24 protein-coding genes and 1 pseudogene are annotated in these 24,448 nt (G+C 50.0%); 12 read left to right on the forward strand and 13 right to left on the reverse strand.

Annotation, left to right across the window (positions count from 1 at the left end):
- Positions 1-6 precede the first annotated feature (6 nt).
- Positions 7-840: a 2,3,4,5-tetrahydropyridine-2,6-dicarboxylate N-succinyltransferase gene (gene dapD / locus HER31_RS11200; RefSeq protein WP_168660658.1), complete on the forward strand. Its 834-nt coding sequence runs from the start codon at positions 7-9 to the stop codon at positions 838-840.
- A gap of 89 nt (positions 841-929) precedes the next feature.
- On the opposite strand, the gene HER31_RS11205 is transcribed toward dapD, so the two are convergent.
- The 3 genes from HER31_RS11205 to HER31_RS11215 form a co-directional block, all read right to left on the reverse strand.
- Positions 930-2,714, reverse strand: a complete 1,785-nt coding sequence (locus HER31_RS11205; RefSeq protein ID WP_168660659.1) for an acyl-CoA dehydrogenase C-terminal domain-containing protein — start codon at positions 2,712-2,714, stop codon at positions 930-932.
- A 208-nt stretch (positions 2,715-2,922) separates the two neighbouring features.
- The gene (locus HER31_RS11210) at positions 2,923-4,338 is read right to left on the reverse strand and encodes a PTS transporter subunit EIIC (protein WP_168660660.1); all 1,416 of its coding nucleotides are present in this window, start codon (positions 4,336-4,338) and stop codon (positions 2,923-2,925) included.
- 4 nt (positions 4,339-4,342) lie between these two features.
- Positions 4,343-4,801: a flavodoxin gene (locus tag HER31_RS11215; protein WP_168663297.1), complete on the reverse strand. Its 459-nt coding sequence runs from the start codon at positions 4,799-4,801 to the stop codon at positions 4,343-4,345.
- A 245-nt stretch (positions 4,802-5,046) separates the two neighbouring features.
- Between HER31_RS11215 and HER31_RS18910 the strand changes: the two genes are divergently transcribed.
- The gene (locus tag HER31_RS18910; RefSeq protein WP_275060699.1) at positions 5,047-5,175 is read left to right on the forward strand and encodes a hypothetical protein; all 129 of its coding nucleotides are present in this window, start codon (positions 5,047-5,049) and stop codon (positions 5,173-5,175) included.
- Here the strand turns inward: HER31_RS18910 and truC are convergent.
- Complete coding sequence (truC, locus tag HER31_RS11220) at positions 5,165-5,890, reverse strand: tRNA pseudouridine(65) synthase TruC (protein WP_238786939.1); 726 nt, start codon at positions 5,888-5,890, stop codon at positions 5,165-5,167. The genes HER31_RS18910 and truC overlap by 11 nt on opposite strands.
- A 123-nt stretch (positions 5,891-6,013) precedes the next feature.
- A pseudogene (locus tag HER31_RS18825) lies at positions 6,014-6,343 on the reverse strand (YqcC family protein); the annotation flags it as partial.
- Positions 6,344-6,369: 26 nt separating this feature from the next.
- On the opposite strand from HER31_RS18825, the gene HER31_RS11225 reads away from it, so the two are divergent.
- Entirely contained in the window at positions 6,370-7,413 is a 1,044-nt protein-coding gene (locus HER31_RS11225) for a DUF3549 family protein (RefSeq protein WP_168660661.1), read from the forward strand.
- A 3-nt stretch (positions 7,414-7,416) separates the two neighbouring features.
- The gene (locus HER31_RS11230; RefSeq protein ID WP_168660662.1) at positions 7,417-7,836 is read left to right on the forward strand and encodes a DUF3301 domain-containing protein; all 420 of its coding nucleotides are present in this window, start codon (positions 7,417-7,419) and stop codon (positions 7,834-7,836) included.
- A 1,637-nt stretch (positions 7,837-9,473) separates the two neighbouring features.
- Here HER31_RS11230 and HER31_RS11235 read toward each other — a convergent pair.
- Together HER31_RS11235 and HER31_RS11240 are read right to left on the reverse strand one after the other, a co-directional pair.
- Positions 9,474-10,094, reverse strand: coding sequence for a GNAT family N-acetyltransferase (locus HER31_RS11235; RefSeq protein WP_168660663.1), 621 nt, complete (start codon positions 10,092-10,094; stop codon positions 9,474-9,476).
- 146 nt (positions 10,095-10,240) lie between these two features.
- Complete coding sequence (locus tag HER31_RS11240; RefSeq protein WP_168660664.1) at positions 10,241-10,612, reverse strand: DUF3192 domain-containing protein; 372 nt, start codon at positions 10,610-10,612, stop codon at positions 10,241-10,243.
- Positions 10,613-10,766: 154 nt separating this feature from the next.
- Between HER31_RS11240 and HER31_RS11245 the strand changes: the two genes are divergently transcribed.
- The 3 genes from HER31_RS11245 (at position 10,767) to exaC (ending at position 13,518) form a co-directional block, all read left to right on the forward strand.
- Complete coding sequence (locus HER31_RS11245) at positions 10,767-11,048, forward strand: hypothetical protein (protein WP_168660665.1); 282 nt, start codon at positions 10,767-10,769, stop codon at positions 11,046-11,048.
- A 61-nt stretch (positions 11,049-11,109) separates the two neighbouring features.
- The gene (locus tag HER31_RS11250) at positions 11,110-11,892 is read left to right on the forward strand and encodes a Zn-ribbon-containing protein (RefSeq protein ID WP_168660666.1); all 783 of its coding nucleotides are present in this window, start codon (positions 11,110-11,112) and stop codon (positions 11,890-11,892) included.
- Positions 11,893-11,997: 105 nt separating this feature from the next.
- Complete coding sequence (gene exaC / locus HER31_RS11255) at positions 11,998-13,518, forward strand: acetaldehyde dehydrogenase ExaC (RefSeq protein WP_168660667.1); 1,521 nt, start codon at positions 11,998-12,000, stop codon at positions 13,516-13,518.
- On the opposite strand, the gene syd is transcribed toward exaC, so the two are convergent.
- On the reverse strand, positions 13,515-14,153 hold the full coding sequence (gene syd / locus HER31_RS11260) for a SecY-interacting protein (RefSeq protein ID WP_168660668.1): 639 nt from the start codon (positions 14,151-14,153) through the stop codon (positions 13,515-13,517). The genes exaC and syd overlap by 4 nt on opposite strands.
- 56 nt (positions 14,154-14,209) lie before the next feature.
- Here syd and queF point away from each other — a divergent pair, with 56 nt between their 5' ends.
- A complete protein-coding gene (gene queF, locus HER31_RS11265; protein ID WP_168660669.1) occupies positions 14,210-15,061 on the forward strand; it encodes an NADPH-dependent 7-cyano-7-deazaguanine reductase QueF in 852 nt (283 codons plus the stop codon).
- Between the two features lie 4 nt (positions 15,062-15,065).
- Here the strand turns inward: queF and HER31_RS11270 are convergent, their stop codons facing one another.
- Positions 15,066-15,929, reverse strand: a complete 864-nt coding sequence (locus HER31_RS11270; RefSeq protein ID WP_168660670.1) for an HDOD domain-containing protein — start codon at positions 15,927-15,929, stop codon at positions 15,066-15,068.
- A gap of 550 nt (positions 15,930-16,479) precedes the next feature.
- On the opposite strand from HER31_RS11270, the gene trhP reads away from it, so the two are divergent.
- Both trhP and HER31_RS11280 read left to right on the forward strand, forming a co-directional pair.
- Positions 16,480-17,844, forward strand: a complete 1,365-nt coding sequence (gene trhP / locus HER31_RS11275; RefSeq protein ID WP_168660671.1) for a prephenate-dependent tRNA uridine(34) hydroxylase TrhP — start codon at positions 16,480-16,482, stop codon at positions 17,842-17,844.
- A 145-nt stretch (positions 17,845-17,989) separates the two neighbouring features.
- Positions 17,990-18,241, forward strand: coding sequence for a YfhL family 4Fe-4S dicluster ferredoxin (locus HER31_RS11280; RefSeq protein ID WP_168660672.1), 252 nt, complete (start codon positions 17,990-17,992; stop codon positions 18,239-18,241).
- A gap of 294 nt (positions 18,242-18,535) precedes the next feature.
- Here HER31_RS11280 and ubiT read toward each other — a convergent pair whose 3' ends face one another.
- Positions 18,536-18,946 (reverse strand): ubiquinone anaerobic biosynthesis accessory factor UbiT, encoded by a 411-nt coding sequence (gene ubiT / locus HER31_RS11285; RefSeq protein ID WP_168660673.1) that lies wholly within the window; start codon positions 18,944-18,946, stop codon positions 18,536-18,538.
- Positions 18,947-19,078: 132 nt separating this feature from the next.
- On the opposite strand from ubiT, the gene ubiU reads away from it, so the two are divergent.
- Both ubiU and HER31_RS11295 read left to right on the forward strand, forming a co-directional pair.
- Positions 19,079-20,074, forward strand: a complete 996-nt coding sequence (gene ubiU, locus HER31_RS11290) for a ubiquinone anaerobic biosynthesis protein UbiU (RefSeq protein WP_168660674.1) — start codon at positions 19,079-19,081, stop codon at positions 20,072-20,074.
- Positions 20,071-20,955, forward strand: a complete 885-nt coding sequence (locus tag HER31_RS11295; RefSeq protein ID WP_168660675.1) for a U32 family peptidase — start codon at positions 20,071-20,073, stop codon at positions 20,953-20,955. Before ubiU ends, HER31_RS11295 begins: the two co-directional genes overlap by 4 nt.
- Positions 20,956-21,137: 182 nt before the next feature.
- Here HER31_RS11295 and HER31_RS11300 read toward each other — a convergent pair whose 3' ends face one another.
- From HER31_RS11300 to proB, 3 genes are all read right to left on the reverse strand, one after another.
- Positions 21,138-21,803, reverse strand: coding sequence for a DUF998 domain-containing protein (locus tag HER31_RS11300; RefSeq protein ID WP_168660676.1), 666 nt, complete (start codon positions 21,801-21,803; stop codon positions 21,138-21,140).
- 168 nt (positions 21,804-21,971) lie between these two features.
- On the reverse strand, positions 21,972-23,225 hold the full coding sequence (locus HER31_RS11305) for a glutamate-5-semialdehyde dehydrogenase (RefSeq protein WP_168660677.1): 1,254 nt from the start codon (positions 23,223-23,225) through the stop codon (positions 21,972-21,974).
- Positions 23,222-24,334, reverse strand: a complete 1,113-nt coding sequence (proB, locus tag HER31_RS11310) for a glutamate 5-kinase (RefSeq protein ID WP_168660678.1) — start codon at positions 24,332-24,334, stop codon at positions 23,222-23,224. Before proB ends, HER31_RS11305 begins: the two co-directional genes overlap by 4 nt.
- Between the last annotated feature and the right edge of the window lie 114 nt (positions 24,335-24,448).

The following is a 24,448-nucleotide window of genomic DNA, read 5'->3' on the forward strand; positions in this document are numbered from 1 at the left end:
TAATCGATGACTGAACTGCAAAACCGCATTGAAGCAGCGTTTGAACGCCGCGCCGAGATCACCCCAGCCACTGCCCCGGCTGAACTGGCTGCAGACGTAAAACGTGCACTAGCGATGTTGGACAGCGGTGAAGCCCGTGTGGCCGAGAAACAGGATGGCCAGTGGATCGTCAACGAGTGGCTCAAAAAAGCAGTACTGCTGTCATTCCGTCTGTTTGATAACCAAGTTATCGAAGGCGCAGACACCAAATACTACGATAAGGTACCGCTTAAGTTTGCTGACTACGACGAAGCTCGCTTCCAAAAAGAAGGGATGCGCGTCGTGCCACCAGCAACCGTACGCCAAGGTGCCTTTATTGCGTCAAACACTGTATTGATGCCTTCTTACGTCAACATTGGCGCTTACGTTGATTCAGGCACCATGGTTGATACATGGGCGACCGTTGGCTCTTGTGCTCAGATTGGCAAGAACGTACACCTATCTGGCGGCGTTGGTATTGGTGGCGTATTGGAGCCGCTACAAGCCAGCCCGACCATCATTGAAGATAACTGTTTCGTCGGCGCTCGCTCTGAAGTCGTTGAAGGCGTTATTGTTGAAGAGGGCTCAGTAATCTCAATGGGCGTATTCATCGGTCAGTCAACTCGTATCTTCGATCGTGAAACCGGCGAAATCACCTACGGTCGCGTGCCTGCGGGCTCAGTGGTTGTGTCTGGTAGCCTGCCGTCAAAGTGCGGTACCTACAGCCTATACGCTGCAGTTATCGTTAAGAAAGTAGATGCCAAGACCCGTTCTAAGGTTGGTATTAACGAACTGCTGCGTTTAGCGGAAGCTGAAGCGTAACCTTCTGCTGTAGCGCTCAAAGACACAAAAATGGCGAGCCAATCGGCTCGCCATTTTTTATGCTCTATTTTTACTTGGTTTCAATAAACTCAGAACTGCTCAACTGGCATCGCCATCAAGTTATCAGCACCGGCAAGGATCCCCAGCTTGTGACCGCGAGTACGTGGTAGCAGGCGTTCAAAGTAGAAGCGTGCGGTATGTAACTTAGCTTGATAGAAATCAACTTCATCAGTACCTTCATCCAGCTTCTGCTGTGCCACCTGCGCAATCTGCAACCAGAAGTGGCCAACCACAACGTAACCGCTGTACATCAGGTAGTCGACCGAAGCCGCACCAACTTCCAATGGATTTGTCGCCGCCTTGTCACCGATCGCCATGGTCATTTGTTGCAACTCACCTAAGTGTTTCTCGAGTTGGGCCGCATAGCCAGCCAAATTCGGGTTGGATTTCGCATCCGCACAAACCTTCTGTAAGTCTGCACCGACTAGTTGCAACAGCTTGCCTTTCGAACCTAAGACCTTACGCCCCAGTAGGTCAAGCGCTTGAATGCCAGTGGTGCCTTCGTACAAAGTGGAGATGCGAGTATCACGGGCCAGCTGCTCCATGCCCCACTCTTTGATGTAACCATGACCACCGTAGATTTGAATACCGTAGCTGGTTGATTCCAAAGCTGTTTCGGTTAGAAAGGCTTTTAGGATAGGCGTTAGCAATGCCAATTTGGCATCGGCAGTTTGCTGCGCCTCACCTTTAGCATATAGGGTGCTGTCAGCTAGCTTCATACAGTACAGAGCTAAGGCACGTCCACCTTCAGCAAACGCTTTTTGCGTCAATAGCATGCGTCGAACGTCTGGGTGGTTAATGATTGGGTCCGCCGGGCCATTAGGGTTTTTCACTCCATCCATAGCACGGAACTGCAAGCGGTCTTTGGCGTAACGCAATGCACCTTGGTACGCCGCTTCCGACGCCGCCACACCTTCAACTCCAACACCAATACGCGCAACGTTCATAAAGGTAAACATGGCGTTCAAGCCACGGTTCTCTTCACCTAACAAGAAACCTTTGGCGTTATCGAAGTTAATAACACAAGTCGCTGAACCATTGATGCCCATTTTGTGCTCAATCGAACCGCAGCTTACGCCGTTGCGTTCGGTAACTTCACCTTGCTCACCGACATTGAACTTAGGCACAGCAAAGAGGGAGATCCCTTTGGTGCCCTCTGGTGCGCCTGGCAAACGGGCGATAACGATATGAACGATGTTGTCAGACAGATCATGCTCACCTGCAGAGATGAAGATCTTAGTGCCGTTAAGACGGTAACTGCCGTCATCGTTCAGTTCAGCTTTACACTTAAGCATGCCTAAATCAGAGCCACAATGGGGCTCAGTCAAACACATGGTACCGGTCCAGGTGCCTTCGATTAATTTAGGCAAGAACTTACCTTTGATCTCATCAGAGGCATACTCTTTAACGGTCTCAATGCAGCCTTGAGACAATCCTGGGTACATCGCCCAAGCATGGTTAGCCGACGATGCCCATTCCGCCATCATCCCAGACAACGAGTAAGGTAAGCCCTGTCCACCAAGTTCAGGTTCGTGCACCATACCGGTCCAACCGCCCTCTACGTATTGCTGATAAGCCTCTTTAAAGCCAGGTGGGGTTGTTACCGTGCCTTCGTCCCAGACACAGCCTTGATCACCAACTGCATCCAGTGGCGCCAATACGTTCTCAGCAAACTTGGCTGACTCACCGAAGATGGCCTGAACCATATCGATGCTGGCATCTTCAAATCCTAAGTCGGCATAGTGCTGCTCAAAGCCCAGCAGCTCTTGCATTACAAACAGGGTATCTCGTTGCGGCGCTTTATAATCTTGCATATTGTTTTACACCTTCCATATGAGCAAACATGCATCTGCATTCAACATGAAGACGCGCACCTCAGCATAACTGCTCAGACCAGCGCCATTTAGCCTCAGTGTGTCATGGCGCTATTAGCGACCAAACAGCCAATCGCGCCAAGGTTGGGGGCATTGGTGCCAACTTTAAGTAAAAACTCAAAGCCGCAATGGCATCTGGGCCAACTGACTACCGTACCAGTTGCCGCAGCTGCTCACTGATCGAAGCAGCTTGCGAGCCCAATACAATCTGCACCCCTTCGCCATGATTCAGCACCCCTTTAGCGCCCAGTTCCAACAGCGCCTCGCGGTCAAGTTGGGCCGGCTCATACAGCGCTAGGCGCAGACGGGTTAAGCAAGCGTCCACGTTTTTAACGTTGGTCGGGCCGCCAAGCGCCGCCAAGATAGCATCAACCTCAATGTCCTGTTTAAGGTTGCTATGGCGACTGCCTCGGCCTGGGGTTGGCAGATTAAAGCGGACAATAACCGCCCGGAACACCACAAAGTAGATGACCGCGTAGAGTGGCCCAAGCAACAATAATGGTTGCAGGTTGTAAGCAAGCTGGTAGTAGAGGATAAAGTCGAGCAGGCCTTGAGAAAACACCGTGCCGTGGTGAATCTCAAAGAAAATGGCAACGACATAAGCGCTGCCAGTTAACACAGCATGCACTAGAAACAGCACCGGCGAAACAAACAGAAACGCAAACTCAATTGGTTCTGTTACCCCTGTAAGCCAACTGGTTAATGCCGCCGATAACATAATGCTGCCGGTCTGCGACCGCAGTTTAGGATCCGAGCAGCGCCAAATCGCCAGCGCCGCTGCAGGCAAGCCAAACATCTTAATCAGGTAACCACCGGCCAGATAACCTGCATTTGGATCCCCAGCGATAAAACGGCTCACCTCACCATTGATCTCCTGACCATCAAGGGTGACATAGGTGCCAATCTCGTAAAAAAACGGCAGATTCCAAATATGGTGGAACCCCAGCGGCACCAATAAACGCTCAACCGTGCCGTAGACCCACCACGCCAGCATTGGGCTTTGGTAAACCGCCCAATCGGAAAACTGATCCAGCATCGCTTGCAGCAGCGGCCATAGCAAGGCCATGACAATACCGACCATCATCCCTGCGACCACATTCACTAACGGAACGAAGCGCCGCCCGGAGAAGAACGCAAACAGTGCTGGTAGCTCGATCTGGTGAAAATGGCGATAAACCCAGCTGGTCATAATGCCGATGATCACCCCACCAAGTACGCCGGTATCGAGACTGTCAAAACCTAAAATCGACTGCGTTTGCCAACCATAATGGGTAGCCATCGCCGCCATCGCCGCCAGTTTAGTGCCGTAGCCGATTACCGCTGCCAGAGCAGCAGTGCCATCTTGATCGCTAAAGGTTAACGCGACGGCGATGGCAAACATAATCGGTAAGAACTCAAATACCGCCTTGCCGCAATTCAACAGTAAAATGCCAAGTAACGGCGGCATGTGTGGGATAGGGCTGCTTCCCAAGCCGATCAATAAGCCGGCTATAGGTAACACCGCCACCGGCACCATCAGGGCTTTGCCCATCCGCTGCACTCGGTGGAACAACAGAGTTTTCATAAACTCAATTTTCTTTCAAATTGGTCAACCAAAGGGCTAACCATTTCAATGCAGGGATCTCGGGTTCCATCGTCTCGCAGGCATCAATCTGCAGGAGTTCGCCAACTCGTTGCGCCCCCAGCTCCTGAAGCAGCTCGTCAAACTGCCGTCCAGCACCACAGAAGGTGTCGCCATAACTGCTGTCACCCAAGGCAATCACCCCATAGCGACTGTCTGGTAGCAAAGGGAAGCGATCCTTGAGTTGTTGAAAAAGCGGCGCGATATTATCAGGTAGGTCGCCGGAACCAGTGGTCGAGGTGACCACCAATAAATTGGAACCGTTTAACTTCGAAAAAGTGGCCTCTTCCCATTGTTCAAGATATTCAAAGGCATAACCTGCCTTTTCGATTTCTGGCTGCAATTGCTCTGCAACATCCTCGGCTCCACCATAGACGGAGCCAACCAAAAAGTATATTTTCAACAGCATTCCAACTTTTTTGCTACATGATTTACTTGCACGTTACTGGAAGCAGGATTCCGGTGCAATAATACTCGGCCCATTAACTATCAGTTGTTAGTGGGCGGAGGTATTCCATCAAGTAAGTCATCGAGTCACGCAGTAGTAGCTTGGCCAGCGTTGCTCGATAATGTCGGCTGAGGTGACGGAAATTTGCAACAATGATCAGCTATCTTGATGTAATTGGTATCAGCCTTTTTGGGAGTGGCAAAATGCAACAACGTAGTCAACGACGTCGCCTAATTCACCGTCAAGTGGGCACCAAACGTCGCGTTCGTCGCAACACTTACTTTGTCACTGAACACAAGGCCTCAGTACCACTAGCATTTGCTAAGCCTTAAAGGGCCATTGCCAACCCATTGCAGCGAATGGTTGCTGCCATTCAGCTTCGATTTCGGTTTCGATGGTAAGCCAGTCGCCGGTGACGGGATGGTTAAAGCTCATACTTTTGCAGATCAGCCACAGTCGTTGCAGTTCAAATTGATCGCGAAATAGCTGATTTTGATGGCGGCAACCATGGGTGGTGTCACCAACTATAGGGTGACGTAAATGCGCCATATGACGACGCAGCTGATGCTTGCGTCCGGTAACTGGTTCTAATTCCATCAAGGTGTACCGAGCGCTAGGATAGCGACTCACAGGAAACGGCATAGTGCCCTGCTTGAGCGGTCGATAGCGACTGACCGCTTCTTGCGCAGGTTTATCCTTATCCACGTGTTTATCTGCAATCTTGTCCAGTTCCAGCTTCAACGGATAATCCAGCTCACCGCTTTCCTCCACAAATCCTCGACACAATGCCCAATAGTTTTTACGGATCTCGTGATTGGCAAACTTCTCACTTAAGCTGCGCGCAACCTCTGAGGACTTGGCAAACAACAACACACCGGAGGTTGGTCGATCCAGCCGATGTACAGTAAATACATGGCAGCCAACGGTATCCCGTGTTTTCTGCATGGCAAACTCTGTCTCTTTACGCGCCAACCAACTTCGGTGCACCAACAAGCCAGACGGCTTATGCACCGCAACAATATGTTCATCTTGGTATAAAACCTCAATTGAGGCTTCGGCTTCGGCTTCGGCTTCGGCTTCGGCTTCGGCTTCGGCTTCGGCTTCGGCTTCGGCTTCGGCTTCGGCTTCGGCTTCGGCTTCGGCTTCGGCTTCGGAGAGTAGCGTGTCAAACTGCTGCAAGGTGTCAATCAGTGGTTTCAGTTCAGCATTAGCTTTAAATGCCTCTTCCGCCATCGGAGCAATCGACACCTTAGTCGGCAGCTCTTGCTCTGATTCGAGCAAACTGTGCATGCGCGGCAGCAAAATAAACTGTAACCACTGCTCAAACGCCAATGTATCGATACAAAATGGTTGGGTACTCGCTAACGCAGCTGCACTTGGTGGGGTGGATTGCCACAGTTGAAGGTGTTGCAGTTGATGTTGAAGCTCCGCCAACAGTTGGCGCAAGCGCACAGATTTGTGCATTTCGGACTCCACGAAAAAAGCTAAGCAGAGAATCATACCATCGTGGCCTCTGCGTCCCTATAATGCTGCAAAAACATTATCAGCATAGCGCCATGACCAGCATCAATACACTAGAGCAGTTTCTCACCTTAGCGGGTACCCAATTCCGAGTATTTGATATGGGACGACGGGTTAGTCCGTTAGACACTAATCAATTTCACCAGTTTGAAAACGGTGAAATTGCCTACCCTTATCCTCGCTCAGGCCACGCTTGGATTGGCTTACTATTTTGGCAACCGGCTGGGGTTAAGCAGCACTATGTTTGGTTTCTGAAACTACCACTGGATGAGCAGGGTAAAATTAACCCCGCCGCTCGCAGTCAGTTTCTGCAACTGGTGGTGGAAGCGCTGGGGCAAGACCCAACGGTCGAAATCTCCAAAGAGCAACACCAGCGTTTAGCCAGCAATCCGTTTGTGTTCACTCCAAGCCAAGAGAAGATGGCGGTATTCAATGCTCGCGTAAGGGTAACACTGGCGCAGCCAGCAAGCGTGCACCTGCAATCAGTTCAAGATTACTTTGGCGGCCAGTTAGGTTGGGGGAATTGGCAACAGCTCGGTCTACAAGGACTAGCCGATTACTGTGCACGCCTCCCGAAAAGCCAGCAGACTCAGCTTGCTAAAGCGATTACCCAGCTGCCATCAGAGCCCGCCGCGGCACTAATCAATGTGGCAGAACATTTTGATATGCCTGCTGCCGTTAACGACGCATGGCATCAACGAGCACAAGCATCATCAGAGGAATTGGCCAAGATCACTGCCCTACGTGGCCTCGCTGGTTGCCCTGAGCTACTAACGCCGGCGTTAGCGAAGCTGCTAGCAACACCACTGAGCCAAGATGCGTTGATCGTTATTGCTGCCCGTTTGTGGCATGGCCTGGATCACGCAAACTTGATGGCTTGGTTAGAACAACTTGCTCGCTTCCCTGGAAACCTATTTAATCAGCTTTATATGGATCTGGTTGCAATACCGAGCTTACGCCCATCAGTGCTTGCGGCGTTACGCGATCCTAACCGTTCACAACAATTGAGTGTGGCAATTGGCCACCTGATGTCAGCACTTAGAGGCTAATAAATGCTAAACCTGTTCGATGTAATGTTGCTGATGACCTGTGCCGCTGTCGGGATGCTGTTTTGGCAATTACGACAAATATCTGAAGGTGCCGAGCTCCACGCTAGGCGTTTGTGTAATCAAAGGCGCTTGCAGATGTTGAGTGTTGCCCGTATTAAAGCCCGGATCGGCAAGGTGCCTGGCAGTGGCTTAGGCTGGAACAGTGAATACCACATCGAATTCAGCACTAATGGTATCAACACCTTAACCGCGGTAATGCTGTTTAGCGGCAAAAAATTGCGAGATGTAAAAATGCCGTTGTACCCTGAGCCAGAGTGGCAGCAAGCACCGGATAGTAAGGGGCGTGTGAGCATGGGCGGTTGTGGCGGCGGTGGAGCCAAAAGCTGTAATACCAGCAGTGGCTGTAACACTGGCTGCAAGTAACCGTTTGCTGTCAGTCTGATCGATTCCATTGAAGCGCTCGCCACCTAAGTGGCATTGATGATAACGCCACTGCTCGCTATCCAATCGACTCGGGAGCCTCTCATCTAAAATCGCCCGGATACCGCATGGCGACCAATGCTGTTACGTTATCTGCGTGAATGAGTGACCGTCAGTTTTTAGCGACCCCAAAAGGCTGTGTCGTAGTTAGCTGTTGAAGTTTATCTTAAGCCTTCGGCTTCATCGGTTTCGGTGCTTTTAGGGGACTATGTCGCGGTGGCGACGGCACATTCTTGTATGCATTAGGGGGAGCTTCGCCCCCTTTGGAATCCCTCTTGCCTTAGGTCGCAGTCCAAAGCGCTTCGCTGGACTGCTCCAATGCGGCAGAAGAACAACGGCGGTAGTGCTTTCCACTTGTACCAAAACTCGCCTAACCGGTGCTTTAATAGCATTGGAAACAACAACACTTAGCTGGTACACAGCCAAAAAAAAGAACCGCAACAGTAATCTGATGCGGTTCCGGTACTACTCTTTACGTCAACATTCCAATGTCGAATTGGTGCTCCCTGCCCATCCTTGCGTCACAATGCGTCCTGCATATTCCCTTAGCCGTATCCGTCGGCTTCCTTGTACTCTAGTGCCTGCTTCCTGCTGTTCATCAATCCTTGATGAGCGTCATCGTGATAATCCATATCACTCCATGATGACTAACACTGTCTTCGTACTGGCTTCCTTACCTCGATTACATCCTGTAATCGGCCTCTCTTCATCCTGAAGATGTCCCTGTTCATCCCTGAGTTCATCATCAAAAGTAGGATATCGCTTCCTATCTTTATCATTATGAAACTGCTTAACAGCGATGGGGTTATCTTATCTAATCGTGTTGCTTTCGCAAGCCACCAATAGATCAAAAAAAAGGTATTAAAGTTGTTACCAACTCATAAATAAAAATTTATTACTTATGAATCAATGAATTACAAAGTATCACTTAAGAGGTACGAACGCGGTTCAGGGTGATCTCTTACAGATCGTAAGGAGTTCGTATACCCCCTACTTGTGGTTTCTCTAATTCATAAGTGGATCCGCTAATCCATCGATTATTTTGGATTGCCCATAAAAACGGGCCGCAACTTTCGTTGCGGCCCTGTAGCGCTTGTTAAGCTATCCGGCTTAAATTGGTGCCAATCCCTAGCCCATCCATGCGTTAATTGCTAATTCCGTGCTTCATCCCTGGCTGAATCCTTCAGCTTCCTTGTACCTACGGTACTTACCTTCCTGGTAAAGCAACTATCCTGTCGCCAGCCCCTTGCGGGTTCCTTAAGTGTGAGGAGTATCGCGATTAATCAATTCCACTCCCTGTGGAGATTGTTCATCAGCTATCGCAACTGTCAAAAACCGACTCCATGTCAGAATTTTTCAATTACTGTGACCTCCAAGACACAACTAAAGTTTAAAGGTTTACGATTTAAGTACAAGTGCTCATTTGATTAAACATCAATCGCTTGTGAGATATTGGTGACAAGCAAAGATGTTAAGCTACTAACAGCAAAGGGATTTAACATTTAACCACATACTTAGTACAACAATTATAATGATAAATATCCCACACCATCATGGATAATGTCTTACATCAAGGCCAGTCAATCACCAGTAGATGAGAAGGTGCAAATAGTGGCAACAACATCTGCTTCGTTGATCTCCACCAGAACCCGAAATTGATGATTGCCAAACCACGTCATTAGTTCAGGACGGTATACCAAGGTTGCTATGCCGTTAATTTGGCACTGCTGACTATGCTGCACTATAGCTCTTAGCATCAGATCACCAAAGCCTTTACGCTGATACGCGGGGGCCACAGCAATAAACTGCAACAACCAGTTGTTGTGTAAATTGTAATTATCGAGCAAGGCATCTTCCCGTGCCATCCACTGCCGTGCTGGTTTCCAACCAGAACCTAATGCCATCTTTAACCGCCAGTTCCAGAACCGAGTCAAGCCTAAGGGGTAGTGCTCATTCAGCAGGCAGGCAACTGCAATAAGGCTATCGCCTAAGAATACCCCCAGCAGTGGTTGTTGCCGTTGCCACAGCTCTTGAAGCTCCTCGCGCAATGCCGCTCTAAGGCGCTGCTCGTACTCGGCACTAGGAAGCACCGCACGAAAGAATGGATCATCAACATAAGCATTGAGCAGTACTGAATTGGCGAGCTTCAGCTCTTCGGCAGTAAGTTGTCGAACTTCGGTGGTACAGGTTGCCGCTTCCATGGCTCAATGCCCTCAGTGAAATCGTCACTATCAAACATCGTTCAAAAAACACTCTAATTGCAAATTTTTCTAAAAAAAACCAATTGGCGCCAACCAGCCCAAAGCCTAAAAGCGGGCCTCTTGGCCCGTTATCAAGGTGAATCGAATCAGATTTTAACGCTGCTTTGCAACGCAATATCACCCCAACCAGAAACCTTGCCATCCTTAAACACTACTGGAGTACATTCATCTTTGGTGGTATCACCGTCGCTATGACGATGATGAGTGCGGAAATACAGCACTTGAACGGCTTGGCCATCTTCTTGATAAAGCTCGTTAAAATCTGCAGTCCCCATTAATGCCAACACCGTTTCAGTACTCATACCAACGGTTAACTTCTCCAATTGGCTTCGATTTTCACGTTCACTGCTACTCCAATCAAAATCGCCATCACCGTCATTTACTGCAATCACGCAGCCACTCAACATCAGCGCCGCTGTGGTCGCTAACACTAAACCCAATCCATTGTTTGTACGCATATTACTTACCCTTTCAGTGATGTATGAATAATGTTAAGCGAATACCGTGCCATAAATGCAAAGTGTTATTTTTCATAAACTTAATTTAAATTCTTAGAAGAATTTTGGTGAATAGTGCAAACTATTGGTCAAAATGCTCTCTTGTTGAGGTTCCATGGACGCCACTATTCTCGCCGCGCTACAGCAACTGTCTGCGATAGGAAAACAGCCCACTGTCGCTCTATTAAAAAGCAAAGTAGGACGCGGCTTTCCTTTACCAGTACTGATTGATGCCATCAAACAATACAAAACCAACCCCGATGCCATCACCGTAACCACCACTCAGGCGGCAAACCACGACGTTTCACTCGCTGATCTGCAACGGCAGATGAAACAGATGCAGCAACAGATCGATCAACTCACAGCAACAGTGGCCAAACTCACCCAATCTCAATGAGTTTGTTTGGCGCTGCTAAAGCTCGTAGGTATACTAACGCCCCCGAATTTGGAGCTCCCTCATGTACCTCGTAGAAATCCGTTTTGAATGTTATGCCGATACCACCATTACTGCCGTTGAACGGGCGATCAATGGTTTAATGGAGGCATGGCGCCACAACGGGCAACTATTGGGCCGAGAGTTTCCGTTAGTACAAAACGGCGCTGAATTTAGCCTAAGAGCGATGTGCCCCGAAGAAACCAGTCTCCATCACGGCTTTGCATCCGCATGGGTCAAGCGCAAGGTGGATGAGCTCAGTGAAGCGAAACTGCTGCAGCCGCGAGTAAAAATGCTTGGCCGCGACATCAACTCTGAACAAAGTGCCGATGAGCTACCACAACAGTGGCAGGTACTCTACACCACCTATGTTCACTCATGCTCGCCACTTCGAGACGGCAATACCTTATTGCCGGTACCACTCTACCGCCTCCCTGCGACATTTAATGGAGATCATAAGTCGGTCGTTAAGTGGCAAACCGAGTGGCAAGCCTGCGATGAACTGCAGATGGCAGGCAGCGGAGCTGTTGAATTTGCTGCCTTAAATGAGATTGCCGATGTTAACAGCACCCTATTCCGCCGCGGCTGGGATCTGCGCGGCCGCATCGAATATCAAACCAAGATTCCAACCTATTACTACCTGTATCGAGTAGGCGGTGAGTCGCTCGCCACCGAGCATGCTCGCCCTTGTCCTCGCTGTGGCAGCTCAGACTGGTTGCTAGACGAGCCGCTGCACGACCTGTTCTACTTTAAATGCGATAACTGCCGTATCGTCTCTAATATCTCTTGGGATGTGTTGTCCAACTGAGTAACCCGCTAGACCAAAGTCGTATGGGCTTTTACCAAGAACGAACCAAGACTGGAGTAGTACCTGAGCAGGTTCATGGTGAACCGCTATCCAAGGAGGATGCTCATGATCTACTCCAAACCCGGCACAAGCGACGCGCTTTTCAACTTCAAAAAACGTTATCACAACTACATTGGTGGCGAGTGGAAAGAACCGGTTAACGGCAACTACTTCGACAACCCCTCCCCGGTTGATGGCTCAATAATCTGCCAGATCCCACGCTCCGATGGCGACGACATCAACTTAGCTCTCGACGCTGCTCACGCCGCTCAAGCGCAGTGGGCAAACTCAGCCGTTGCTGATCGCAGCAATATGCTACTTAAAATTGCCGACCGAATTGAGCAGAACCTTGAACAGCTGGCCTATGTGGAAACCTGGGAAAATGGTAAGGCTATTCGCGAAACCCTGAACGCCGATCTTCCACTTTGCATCGATCACTTCCGCTACTTCGCTGGGGTAATTCGCGCTCAAGAGGGCAGCATTGGTCAACTTGATCAACACACAACCGCTTATCACTTTCATGAGCCTATTGGCGTTGTCGGCCAGATCATCCCCTGGAACTTTCCCATCTTAATGGCAACCTGGAAATTGGCACCGGCGTTGGCTGCAGGCTGTTCCGTGGTCTTAAAGCCCGCGGAGCAAACTCCGGTGTCGATATTGATACTGATGGAGCTCATCGGTGATCTTATCCCTGCCGGTGTGGTCAACATCGTCAATGGCATGGGTGATGAAGCAGGGCAGGCACTCGCCAGCTCTACTCGCATCAATAAGTTAGCCTTTACGGGCTCGACAGAAATTGGTCAGCACATTATGCGTTGCGGCGCAGAGTCGTTGATTCCGGTAACTCTCGAACTCGGCGGCAAGTCACCGAACGTCTACTTTGCCGATATCATGGATCAACCGGACGCCTTCTTCGACAAGTGCCTCGAAGGCCTGCTACTTGGCTTCTTTAACCAAGGGGAGGTTTGCACCTGTCCGTCTCGGGCATTGGTTGAGGAATCAATCTATCCACAATTTATCGAGAAGATCATTGAGCGGGCACAGCTGATAAAACAAGGCAATCCCTTAGATACCGATACCCAAGTAGGTGCTCAGGTATCGCAAGAGCAGTACGACCGCATCATGTCGTATATGGAGGTAGCCAAACAAGATGGAGCTCAGTTCTTACTCGGCGGCGATAAAACCCAGATGCCAGCTAGTCTTGCCAACGGATTCTACGTCCAGCCAACCCTACTTAAGGGCAGCAATGACATGCGCGTATTCCAAGAAGAGATCTTTGGCCCAACTCTCGGCATCACCACCTTTAAGGATGAAGCGGAAGCCTTAGCCATCGCCAACGACACCACTTACGGCCTTGGTGCTGGGGTATGGACTCGCGATCAAAATCGGGCATATCGAATGGGGCGCGGGATCCAAGCAGGACGCGTGTGGGTTAACTGTTACCACCTCTACCCCGCTCACGCCGCATTTGGTGGTTACAAAAAATCAGGAATGGGCCGAGAAACCCACCTCAAGGCACTCGGCAACTACCAACAGACCAAGAATTTGCTGGTCAGTTATGACCCTAATCCGTTAGGTTTTTTCTAGTATCGTTTCGGTAGCAGGTGTTTTAACATCGCTGCCATTCGTGCCCACAGCCCTTGAGGAACCTCCTCTTGGGCTGCTTCAGCTACTGCCGCTTCAGGGATCATCAATCGCGGCGACAACTGCTGCATAAGCTGATCGATATCGTCTGCTAAGCGCTTACTTGGCAACTCGCCAGGTACTTCCAACCAAACCGAACCATCGCAATTATCCAACACGATCATCTGCTCACCCTGCCCCAATAACCCGATAAATAGGGTTGGATGTTGTTTCAACTTTTGCTTCATCAACAGATGACCAATCAGATTCTGCTGCAAGCGTTGCAGATCATCATCGCTCCAGATCTGCAGTAATTCGCCGGAACCAAAGTCAGCATCAAATAGCAATGATCCGGCATAAAATTGGCCATAGAAGCGTTCTAAATCACCATGTAATTCCAGCTCAAGTGCCGCGGCAACGTTATCAAACAAAGGCTTACCAGACATTGGTTGTGCCAACCAGTAACCACGACCTTGCTCATCAACGCTCTGCAGTGCTGGACCCTCGTCGTTATGTTGTGCAAGAGGTAGGTGCTGATAGCTCTGTTTCCAGGCGGCTTCAGTGCGAGCAATAAATTGAGCTAAATGAGTGTCAGACATATTCGAAAAGAGTTTGATAAACTTAGCCCATTAGTTTGCCAGAAAATGAATGCCAAATGTCACATCACGACCCATACCATGGCGCCGACGCGCTCAAAAATCTCACCTTAGGCCATCAAACCCAGTATCAAGATCAGTACGACCCGTCACTACTGCAAGCGGTGCCGCGGGCATTAAACCGTGATGCGTTAGGGCTTAGCGACACACTGCCGTTTACTGGTGCCGATATGTGGACAGGGTTTGAGTTGTCGTGGCTCAACAGCAAAGGCAAACCAATGGTGGCCATCGCTCACTTTAGCCTAAATGCCAACAGCGCTAATCTGGTTGAGTCAAAATCATTCAAACTGTATCTAAACAGTTTCAATCAAACCAAAATCGATTCGGTTCCAACGCTGCAGCAGATGTTAACTACAGACCTAAGCCACTGTGCCGATGGTGAGGTAACCGTCGAGATTGTGTTACCACAACAGTTTGCCAGCCAACCGCTGGTTGAGTTGGATGGTGAGTTGATTGATGAGCTTGATATTGAAGTAAACGACTATCAATTCAATCCAGACTATCTGGCCAATGCTGCCAGTGGTGATTACGTTTCTGAAATCTTACGGTCAGATCTGCTCAAATCAAATTGTTTGATCACCTCACAACCGGATTGGGGCAGTGTCCAAATCCGCTATAGCGGCAAGCAAATTGAGCGGGAGTCATTGTTGCGTTACCTGATCAGTTTCCGCCAGCACAATGAGTTTCACGAGCAGTGTGTGGAGCGGATATTTATGGATCTGAAGCGTTTCTGTGGCTGTGACAAGCTGACTGTATACGCGCGTTATACCCGTCGTGGCGGTTTAGACATTAATCCATTTCGCAGCGACTTTGAGAGCATCCCTGCCAACTCTCGCTTAGCGCGCCAATAAGTCGTTAGTTTGCCGGTACAGCAGAGCTATGAAAACTCTGTTGTACCTCATTATAAGTGAGGAAATAGGTCTCCATCCCAAACAAGTCAACACTTGATAACACCCCTTTGCGGATAAACATATCCAATACCGATGACAATGAATCGGTCAAGCGCATATGCCCAGTGTAGAGTGCAGCCAACCGAACCAAATCGAGATAACTTGGCTCTGGGGTTTGATAGCTTAAGTCGGCCCAATAGCGTGTGGATTCAACCAACTCCGCAGGAAAGTGCCACTGATTGAGGACGGTTTTGCCTAAAGGGGCTTGCAACAGCTCAATAATACGGTCTAACTGCGCTTTATCGTTAAACAGATGGGGGTGTTTTTCGGCTTGATCCACTAATGGCAACGCACCGATGTTATGCACCTGACATGCCAACAGCAACACATCAGCTGAAAGATTAGCTAAACGACCAAGTTGATGTTCACTGGCTAAAATCGCCAAGGCGCAGCTAGCTACGTCAATATTGGCAAGGCGCAGCTCTTCCAGCTTATCCCAAGTCATATTCTGCTCAGAATAAAACAGCTGATGCATCGCTGATGCAGAGGCTAAGTCGCGGCTCTTTTCTAGGCCTAGCCGGGTTACTGCGCCAATCACGCTATTGGTTTTAACCAAACCGCCAAAGGCTGCAGAGTTGGCAAGGCTGATTAAAGTCGCGGCGAGACCGGGATCTTTACTTATCTCATTGGCAAGATCAGACAAAGTGCTGTCATCTTGCTGGGACAGCTCACGCACTGCAATTGCGACTTCAGGCAGCGTGGGTAACACAATACGACCACTATTTATCTTATTGACCAATTGTACTAACAGTGCACGCTCAGATGCCATTAATCCAACTTCCTCGTTCCATGAGTACGATATGTGTCTATATATGAGACATATTCTGCTACATAATTGTATACATTCTACGCTAGGTCTAGTACTTAACCGCATCAAACTGAGTAAAAGCATCACAATCAAAAAATGGCAGTGATTTCCACTTCATTTGAAAAATAACGACGATAATAAAACCACATTAGTTAAATTGGCCAGGGCCATTCGCTCTGGGTATTTTGGGACTGTGTCACAGTTAAGTGTTGAAGTTTATCTTAAGCCTTCGGCTTCACCGATTTCGGTGCTTTTAGGGGACTATGGCACGGTGGCGACGTGTTGAGGTTTATCTCAAGCCTTCGGCTGTACCAATTGAGGTGCTTTAGCAGCATTAGAAAGAACAACACTTAATTGGTACTCAGCCGATTTTTCAATCTAATTCAGTTGGCGATGTGTTCATTTCGATACAATGTTGCCACACCATATACACTTGCGTGTTGTCTACATTTGCATCAGGGTCGGGCGCCCGTTAGAATGCCCGCCGCACTGAAAGCCCCCGAGGACCACCATGTTTAAACCCGAACTCCTCTCCCCTGCTGGGACACTCAAGAATATGCGTTACGCTTTTGCGTATGGCGCAGACGCTGTGTATGCAGGTCAACCTCGTTATAGCTTACGAGTGAGAAACAACGACTTTAACCTCGATAACTTGGCAACCGGCATCGAAGAAGCCCACGCTCAAGACAAGAAGTTATACGTGGTTTCCAACATCTCGCCGCATAACGCCAAGCTGAAGACCTTTATTCGCGATCTTGAGCCAGTAATTGAGATGAAGCCAGACGCACTGATCATGTCTGATCCGGGCTTAATCATGATGGTGAAAGACAAGTGGCCTGAGCAGGCGCTGCACCTATCGGTACAAGCCAACGCCGTAAACTGGGCTAGCGTTGAATTCTGGAAGCGCCAAGGTATCGAGCGCACCATTTTATCCCGCGAGTTATCATTGGATGAGATTGAACAGATCCGACAGCACTGTCCTGAGATGGAGCTGGAAGTGTTTGTTCACGGCGCCTTATGCATGGCCTACTCAGGCCGTTGTTTGCTATCCGGCTACATCAACAAACGCGACCCGAACCAAGGCACCTGCACCAACGCTTGCCGGTGGAAGTACGACGTGCATGAAGCCAAAGAGAACGAAGCCGGTGACGTGGTTGCAGTACAGCAACCGGTAGAACCAACCCTAGGCGCTGGCAAACCAATCGACGACGTCGTATTGCTGCAAGAAGCCAACCGTCCTGGCGAGTATATGCCAGCGTTTGAAGATGAGCACGGCACCTACATCATGAACTCAAAAGATCTGCGTGCGATTCAACACGTAGAGCGGTTGAGCAAAATGGGCGTACACTCACTCAAGATTGAAGGCCGTACCAAGAGCTTCTACTACGTTGCTCGTACTGCTCAACTCTACCGCAAGGCTATTGATGATGCCGCCGCTGGCCGCCCATTTGATCCCAACCTGATGAATGGTTTGGAATCACTAGCCCACCGCGGTTACACCGAAGGTTTCTTACGCCGTCACACTCACGACGCGTACCAGAACTACGACTACGGCTACTCCATCAGTGAAAAGCAGCAATTTGTCGGCGAGTTAACCGGCGAGCGTAACGCGCAAGGCTTAGCAGAAGTGCTGGTGAAGAATCGCTTTGAAGTTGGCAACAGTGTCGAGTTGATGACCCCACAAGGTAACCTCAACCTCCAGCTGGGCCACATCGAAAACCGCAAAGGCCAAAGTGTTGACGTTGCCCCTGGCAATGGCCACACCATGTACCTGCCGTTGCCAGAAGAGCTGGATCTAAACCACGCGATTTTGATGCGTAACTTCGACGAAGGCCAAACTACGCGTAACCCGCAAACGGCAGCAGCTAAGGCTTAAATCGTCGACCAGAGTACGACGACCAACGCCAGCTATCCGTAGCTGGCGTTTTTATTGAAGCGATATTCAAGAACGCTATCGCCAAATTTGCGACAATAGCAGTAATTGACCAGCGTCATCCCTTAACAAAACGTAACTTATTGATATGGCTTTATACATTCTCGACACCTGCATTAACTGCGACATGTGCGACCCGGAGTGTCCTAACCAAGCGATCAGCATGGGAGAGGAGATCTACGAGATCGACCCAAATCTATGTACCGAATGTGTTGGCCACTATGACAAACCAACCTGTGTAAGCGTTTGTCCTATCGATTGTATCGATCCGGATCCTAAACACGCTGAAGATCAGGATACCCTGCTGGCTAAATTTATGATTTTGACTGGCAAGGCATAGCATCAAGCTGCATAAAAAAGGCTGTGTACCAACTAAGTGTTGATACAAGGGCAAAGCACTACCGCCGTTGTTCTTCTACCGCATTGGAGCGGTTCAGCGACGCGTTTTGGACGGCAACCTAGATTCTAAAGGGGGCGGAGCTCCCCCCCTAATGCATACAACAATATGCCGTCGCCACCGCCCTAAAAGCACCGAAATCGGTGACGCCGAAGGCTTAAGATAAACTTCAACAGCTAACTACGACACAGCCTAAAAAAACGAGAGCATCTGCTCTCGTTTTTTGTATCTATCGATTTAGAAGCTTAACGGCTCTGGCTTAGGCGGAAGAAAGTAAGGCAACAGGTTTAATGGCAGCGGATAACGCGCCAAGACGCTTTTTACCTCGAGCGCCAAAGCCGTATTCCCTTCCATCGTCAGCTTACGTTGGAAAAACAGCGCATCACCGTCAGCTTGGCCAAACGCCAACATCACCATCGCCTTAATTGAGCCACCGAATATGGCATCACATTGTGGTTCTGGCCATTGCAGTTCGAGCTGTTCGCCGCGCAACGTGAGTGCCACTGGCCATGGCGCTCCATCGACCCGAAGTTCAATCCGACGCCCTAACAAAAAATCCAATTCACCATTATGAATTGGTTGCTCAAAGTGCCGCTGCAACAGCGGTAGCACCGTAGTTGTTAACAACAGTAACGGAGGACGGAACATAGTAAACTTCCAACGTCTAAAAAACGCATTGTAGCGTGGCCGAGGTCACAAAGTTCTGCGCTAGTTCAAAGTAATGATTACTGTAGCCATGTAATGTTTCTTTAACTTAACGGCAAGAAACTACAAACAGATATGGAACTGCTTTCTCCTGTAGGCAACTTCGCAGGTGTTATGCCAACTCTAGATGCCGGCGCTGACGCCATCTACGTTGGACTCAAGGACGACACCAATGCCCGTCGCTTTGCTGGACTAAACTTTCAAGCGGATGAACTGCTTGAGGCCAGTGAACTATGCCAACATCGGCTGCGTAAACTCTACGTTGCCATCAACACCTACCCAGGTCCAGGTCAAGAGGCCCGCTGGCACAGAGCTATCGATATCGCTGCTGAAGCACAAGTAAGTGCGGTGATAATGGCCGATCCCGGCTTGCTCAAATACGCCCAACACAAACATCCCAACTTAGAACGTCACCTTTCAGTTCAAGCCAGTGCCGCCAGCTTACCGAGCCTAGAGCTGTACCATCAACACTTCGGTATCACTAGAGCGGTGCTGCCGCGGGTGCTGTCGATACAGCAGATTGAACGAATAGCAGCCAATTCTCCGGTCGAGTTAGAAGTGTTTGCCAGTGGCAGCCTCTGTGTCATGGCCGAAGGCCGTTGTCAGCTATCTACTTGGTTTAGCGGCCAAAGCCCCAATAGCGGTGGTGCTTGTTCGCCAGCAGAACAAGTGCGCTGGCTTGAGACCGACCAAGGCCGAGAGGCTTGGCTTGGGGAGAACCTGTTAGAGCGTGCCCCCGCAGGCGAAGCCGGAGGCTACCCAACCGTGTGTAAAGGTCGTTATCACGTCGGTGCCAGTACCCAGCACCCAATCTGTTCGCCCTGTGGCCTCTCCACCCTGCCGCTGTTACCTCGCTTAGCCAAAGCTGGAATCAGTGCACTTAAGCTTGAAGGGCGTCAACGCAGCGCCGCATACAGTCAATCGATCACCAAAGTGTGGCGCCAAGCCATCGATCAGCACTGCCATCAAGGCAAGGGCTACCGCATGGATCCCAAATGGCAGGAGCAGTTACGACTGTTGGCGGAAGGGCAAACCCTTACCACGGGTCCGTACATGGAGGGCTGGCAATGAAACTAAGCATCACGGCTAACTGCTGGCCAATGTCACGTCAGCAACAACAGCAACAGATAGACAAAATTACCACTTTGCCAGTTGAGCGAGTCTACATGGGGGAAACGGTTTGCAGCCAACGCGACCGATTGTCACCACGACAACTCGCGGAGATCTGCCAATATTTCGCTAAACAAGGCAAACAGGTGGTGTTATCGAGCCTCAACCTTGCTGCCAGTAAACGTGATCTGGAGTTATTACAGCAACTGGTCAGCCTGCCTGATGTCATTATTGAAGCCAATGATATGGCCGCCGTATCCCTTGCCCACAAACACGGGCTACCGTTTATTGCCGGCAGTGGCCTTAACATTTATAACGGCGCCAGCTTAAACTGGTTGCTAAGCCTTGGCATGGTTGGATATCAGCCTCCACTTGAGATGCCGGCAGCAACGCTGCAAGCCTTGATGGACCAAGCTGATCAGCTTGGTATTCGCGACCAATTCGAACTGGAGTTGCTGGGCTGGGGATATCCGCTGCTGGCGGTTTCGGCACGATGCAGTACTGCGCGTGTGCACGGCCGCAATCGTAAGCAGTGTTTGAAAGTGTGTCAGGAGACCGGGGCAGAGCAGGCCGATTCACTAATCAACCAGCCGATGTTTACCATTAACGGTACCCAACTGCACAGCGCAGAGCCTTGGGATCTGTTATCACAGCTACAGCAGTTACGCCACGTTGGCGTGCAGTGGCTACGAATATGTCCAAAATCATTGGATAATTGCGAGTGGTTAGATGCTCTAGCAGCAGCGATCGCAATTGAACAACATGAGTTTGCTGCACCACTACCAGGGCGAGGCGATTTCTGGAGCCGCGGCGGCATCGCTGAAGGGTTGTGCGCAGACTGATGCCTCTGACAACTTTGCTAATGCATTAGCCATAAACCTGGGCTGGGTACCAATTAAGTGTTGTTCTTGCTAATACAGTTAAAGCACCGGCTAGGCGAGCGCCGATACAAGGGGTTAAGCCGAAAGCTTAAGATAAACTTCAACAGCTAACTACGACACAGCCTAAACCTGCGCCGTGGCGATTATTCGTCGTCGCGGTGCAATACCCCAAGAGTGAAGAACAACCAACCACCAACGCTAAACAACAATAGCCAAGAACGCGCCGCTGGCCACCAGATATCCGGACGAGCATCACCAAACAAGCCAAAAGCATAACGATCCATCAACAACAGCTCTCCGCAGGCACAACTAAAGGCATCGATAGCAAAATAGGAGGTCAAAACAGCAGGTATAATACCCCACAGAAAGGCTTTCTCTCGCCATAGGCTAACGCAGTACAGCACAGCGCAGATTGGCGATACCAAATAAAAAGCGACAACCGTGCCCGCATGTAAACTGCCGACATTAATGGGAAACAACCCTACCCCGGCGATAATCAGCGACAACACAATGCCAGATAAATAGAGGGCAACCTTAATCTCTTTGTCTTTCACGAGCCATAATCGCATGGCAAAGCTGGCGACCAAACTCAGCCCACCAAAAAACAGCCCGCCATTAGCCAACAAGGCCCATTCAGAGGTGCGGTAACGCCCAAGCTCTGACAGTGTGTGGGTAAGAAAGCTAAAGTTTTCACCGGCATCACCACGGTAAACGATTGCGGCAATAACACACGTTATGACGATCAACGCCAAGCCAAATAGCCCAACGCGATGGGAAAAACGCAGCAATACCGGCAGTTCTTTGGTCATCAGTGATCTATTCCAAACCAGTTTGGCCAATGCCAACGAGTAAATTCAATTCATATCTTATCTGCACAAATATACAAAAACGCAGGCAATGCGCACAATTAGTCCAACAGATAGCCACAAACAACAACGGCAACCCTAAGGTTGCCGTTGTTGTTTATCTTACTGGGATCAGCTACGAGCTAGGTAATCCGCCTGTCCCAACCATTTGTAGGTGGTTAATGCGCTTAACCCCATAGGTCCGCGGGCGTGCAGTTTTTGTGTCGACACCGCAACCTCAGCGCCTAACCCAAACTCACTGCCATCGGTAAAGCGAGTGCTGGCATTAACGTATACTGCCGCCGAGTTAATGGCCGCAATAAAGCGGTTTGCAGTGCTGATGTTATCGGTCAAAATACTTTCTGAGTGATCGCTTGAGTGAGTACGAATATGGCTAATTGCCCCATTCACATCAGCGACAACCTTAACTCCCAAAGTTAACCCTAACCACTCTTGGTCGAAGTCATCGACACCAGCGGTCGTTGCGCTCGGCAATAAGGGTAATGCCTCAGGGCACGCTTTCATGACAACACCATGTGAGTTCATCGCTCGCTCAATCAGCGGCAACACCTGTTTGGCCACATCTACGTGCACCAGTAGCGTATCCAAAGCGTTACATACCGTTGGGCGCTGCACCTTAGCGTTAATCACCAAGTCACTGACTTTATCAAGCTGAGCGTCTTTATCGACGAACATGTGGCAGATACCGATACCGCCGGTGATCACTGGCATCCGCGCCTGCTGCTTACACAGCTGATGCAAACCGGAGCCACCGCGAGGGATCAACATATCAACGTAGTCGTCCATCTGCAGCAGCGCACTAACCAAAGCGCGATCAGGCGAATCGATCAGCTGCACTGCCTGCTTAGGCAAGTTGTGGCTCTCCAGTGCAGTGTGAATTGCAGCAAGTAAAGCACGGTTCGAGTGCATGGTTTCTTTACCGCCGCGTAATATCGCTGCGTTACCGGTTTTCAGCGCCAGCACCGCGATATCAACGGTCACGTTTGGTCGAGCTTCGTAGATAACTCCAATTACCCCAAGCGGGATGCGACGCTGAGACAGGCGCATGCCGTTATCAAGCAACCGGCTTTCCAACTCCTCGCCAACCGGATCTGCCAAGCCAATGACGGTGTCAATATCAGCACAGATGGCGCTAAGGCGTTGTTCGTTCAGTAACAGTCGATCAAGCATCGCCGCTTCTAGGCCATTAGCCTTAGCCAGCGCCATATCTTGATCGTTCGCAGCGATGATTGCCGTTTGGTTTGCTAAAAGCTGATCGCGTATCGCTGTTAGCAGAGCATTCTTAGCGGCGCTGCCAAGCTCTAATAGGGAAAAACTGGCTTCACGAGCCGCTTGGCCCATCGCCGTTAATGGGTTTGCAGTCATAGCACCACCAAATCATTTCTATGGATAACAACTGGGCCATAGCTAAAGCCCAGAATGGTTTCAATATCGCGCGAGTGTTGCCCTTGCAGCTTTATCATCTCGTCGCTGTGGTAGCGGGCAATACCGCGGCCAATCACTCGGCCTTGTTGATCTTGCAACTGCAACGCATCACCACGTTTAAATTGGCCTAATACCGCCGTTACCCCTTTAGGCAACAGGCTCGAGCCTTTACCACACAAGGCGTTTACTGCACCGTCATCCAGACGGAGTTGCCCACTCGGTGGGGGGCCCGCCAAGATCCAACGTTTACGTTCATCAAGCCCTGAAGCGGCGGCGTTAAAACGAGTACCGATGGCATTACCAGTGCAGATCTGCTCAATAACACCATCAGCATGGCCAGCGGCAATAACCACTTCAACCCCGGCACGCATGGCAACGTCAGCGGCTTGCAGTTTAGTGGCCATACCGCCAGTGCCAAGGTTGGTGCCACTGCCACCGGCAAGTGCCCGCAAGTCGTCGTCAATCAGATCGACTTGTTCAATCAACTTGGCGTCTGGATTGTTACGGGGATCGGCGCTGAACAAGCCTTGCTGATCGGTTAACAACAGCAGCAGATCCGCTTGTGCCAACAAAGCAGCTAAAGCCGATAGGTTGTCGTTATCACCAACCTTAATCTCAATGGTTGCCACTGCGTCGTTTTCGTTAATAACCGGAATGATGCGATTGTCCAACAACGCCTGCATGGTATCGCGAGCATTGAGGTAACGTTCGCGATCATCCAGATCCGCACGAGTAAGCAACATCTGCCCAACGTGCAAACCATACAGGTTAAACAGCTGCTCCCACGCTTGAATAAGCTGGCTCTGCCCAACTGCGGCCAACATCTGTTTACTGGCAACTGAATCGGAGAGCTCGGGGAAACCTAAATGCTCACGGCCTGCCGCGATGGCGCCAGAGGTAACTAAGATAATCTCATGGCCAGCGCGATGCAGTCGCGCCATCTGCCGCACCAACTCAACCATGTGGGCACGGTCAAGGCGAGGGCTGCCAGAAGTTAATACGCTGGTACCTAACTTCACTACCACACGTTTTTTGAAAGAGTGTTGCATCAGACTCTGCATGAATTGCCGACAATTCTTCAGTTATACCCGATGTCCTGTCTAAGCTCACCCTAGACACAGCAAAAATGCCTACCAACCCTGCAAATCGATGGCATTACTATC

This window comes from Ferrimonas lipolytica (genome assembly GCF_012295575.1).
GTDB classification, from domain to species: domain Bacteria; phylum Pseudomonadota; class Gammaproteobacteria; order Enterobacterales; family Shewanellaceae; genus Ferrimonas; species Ferrimonas lipolytica.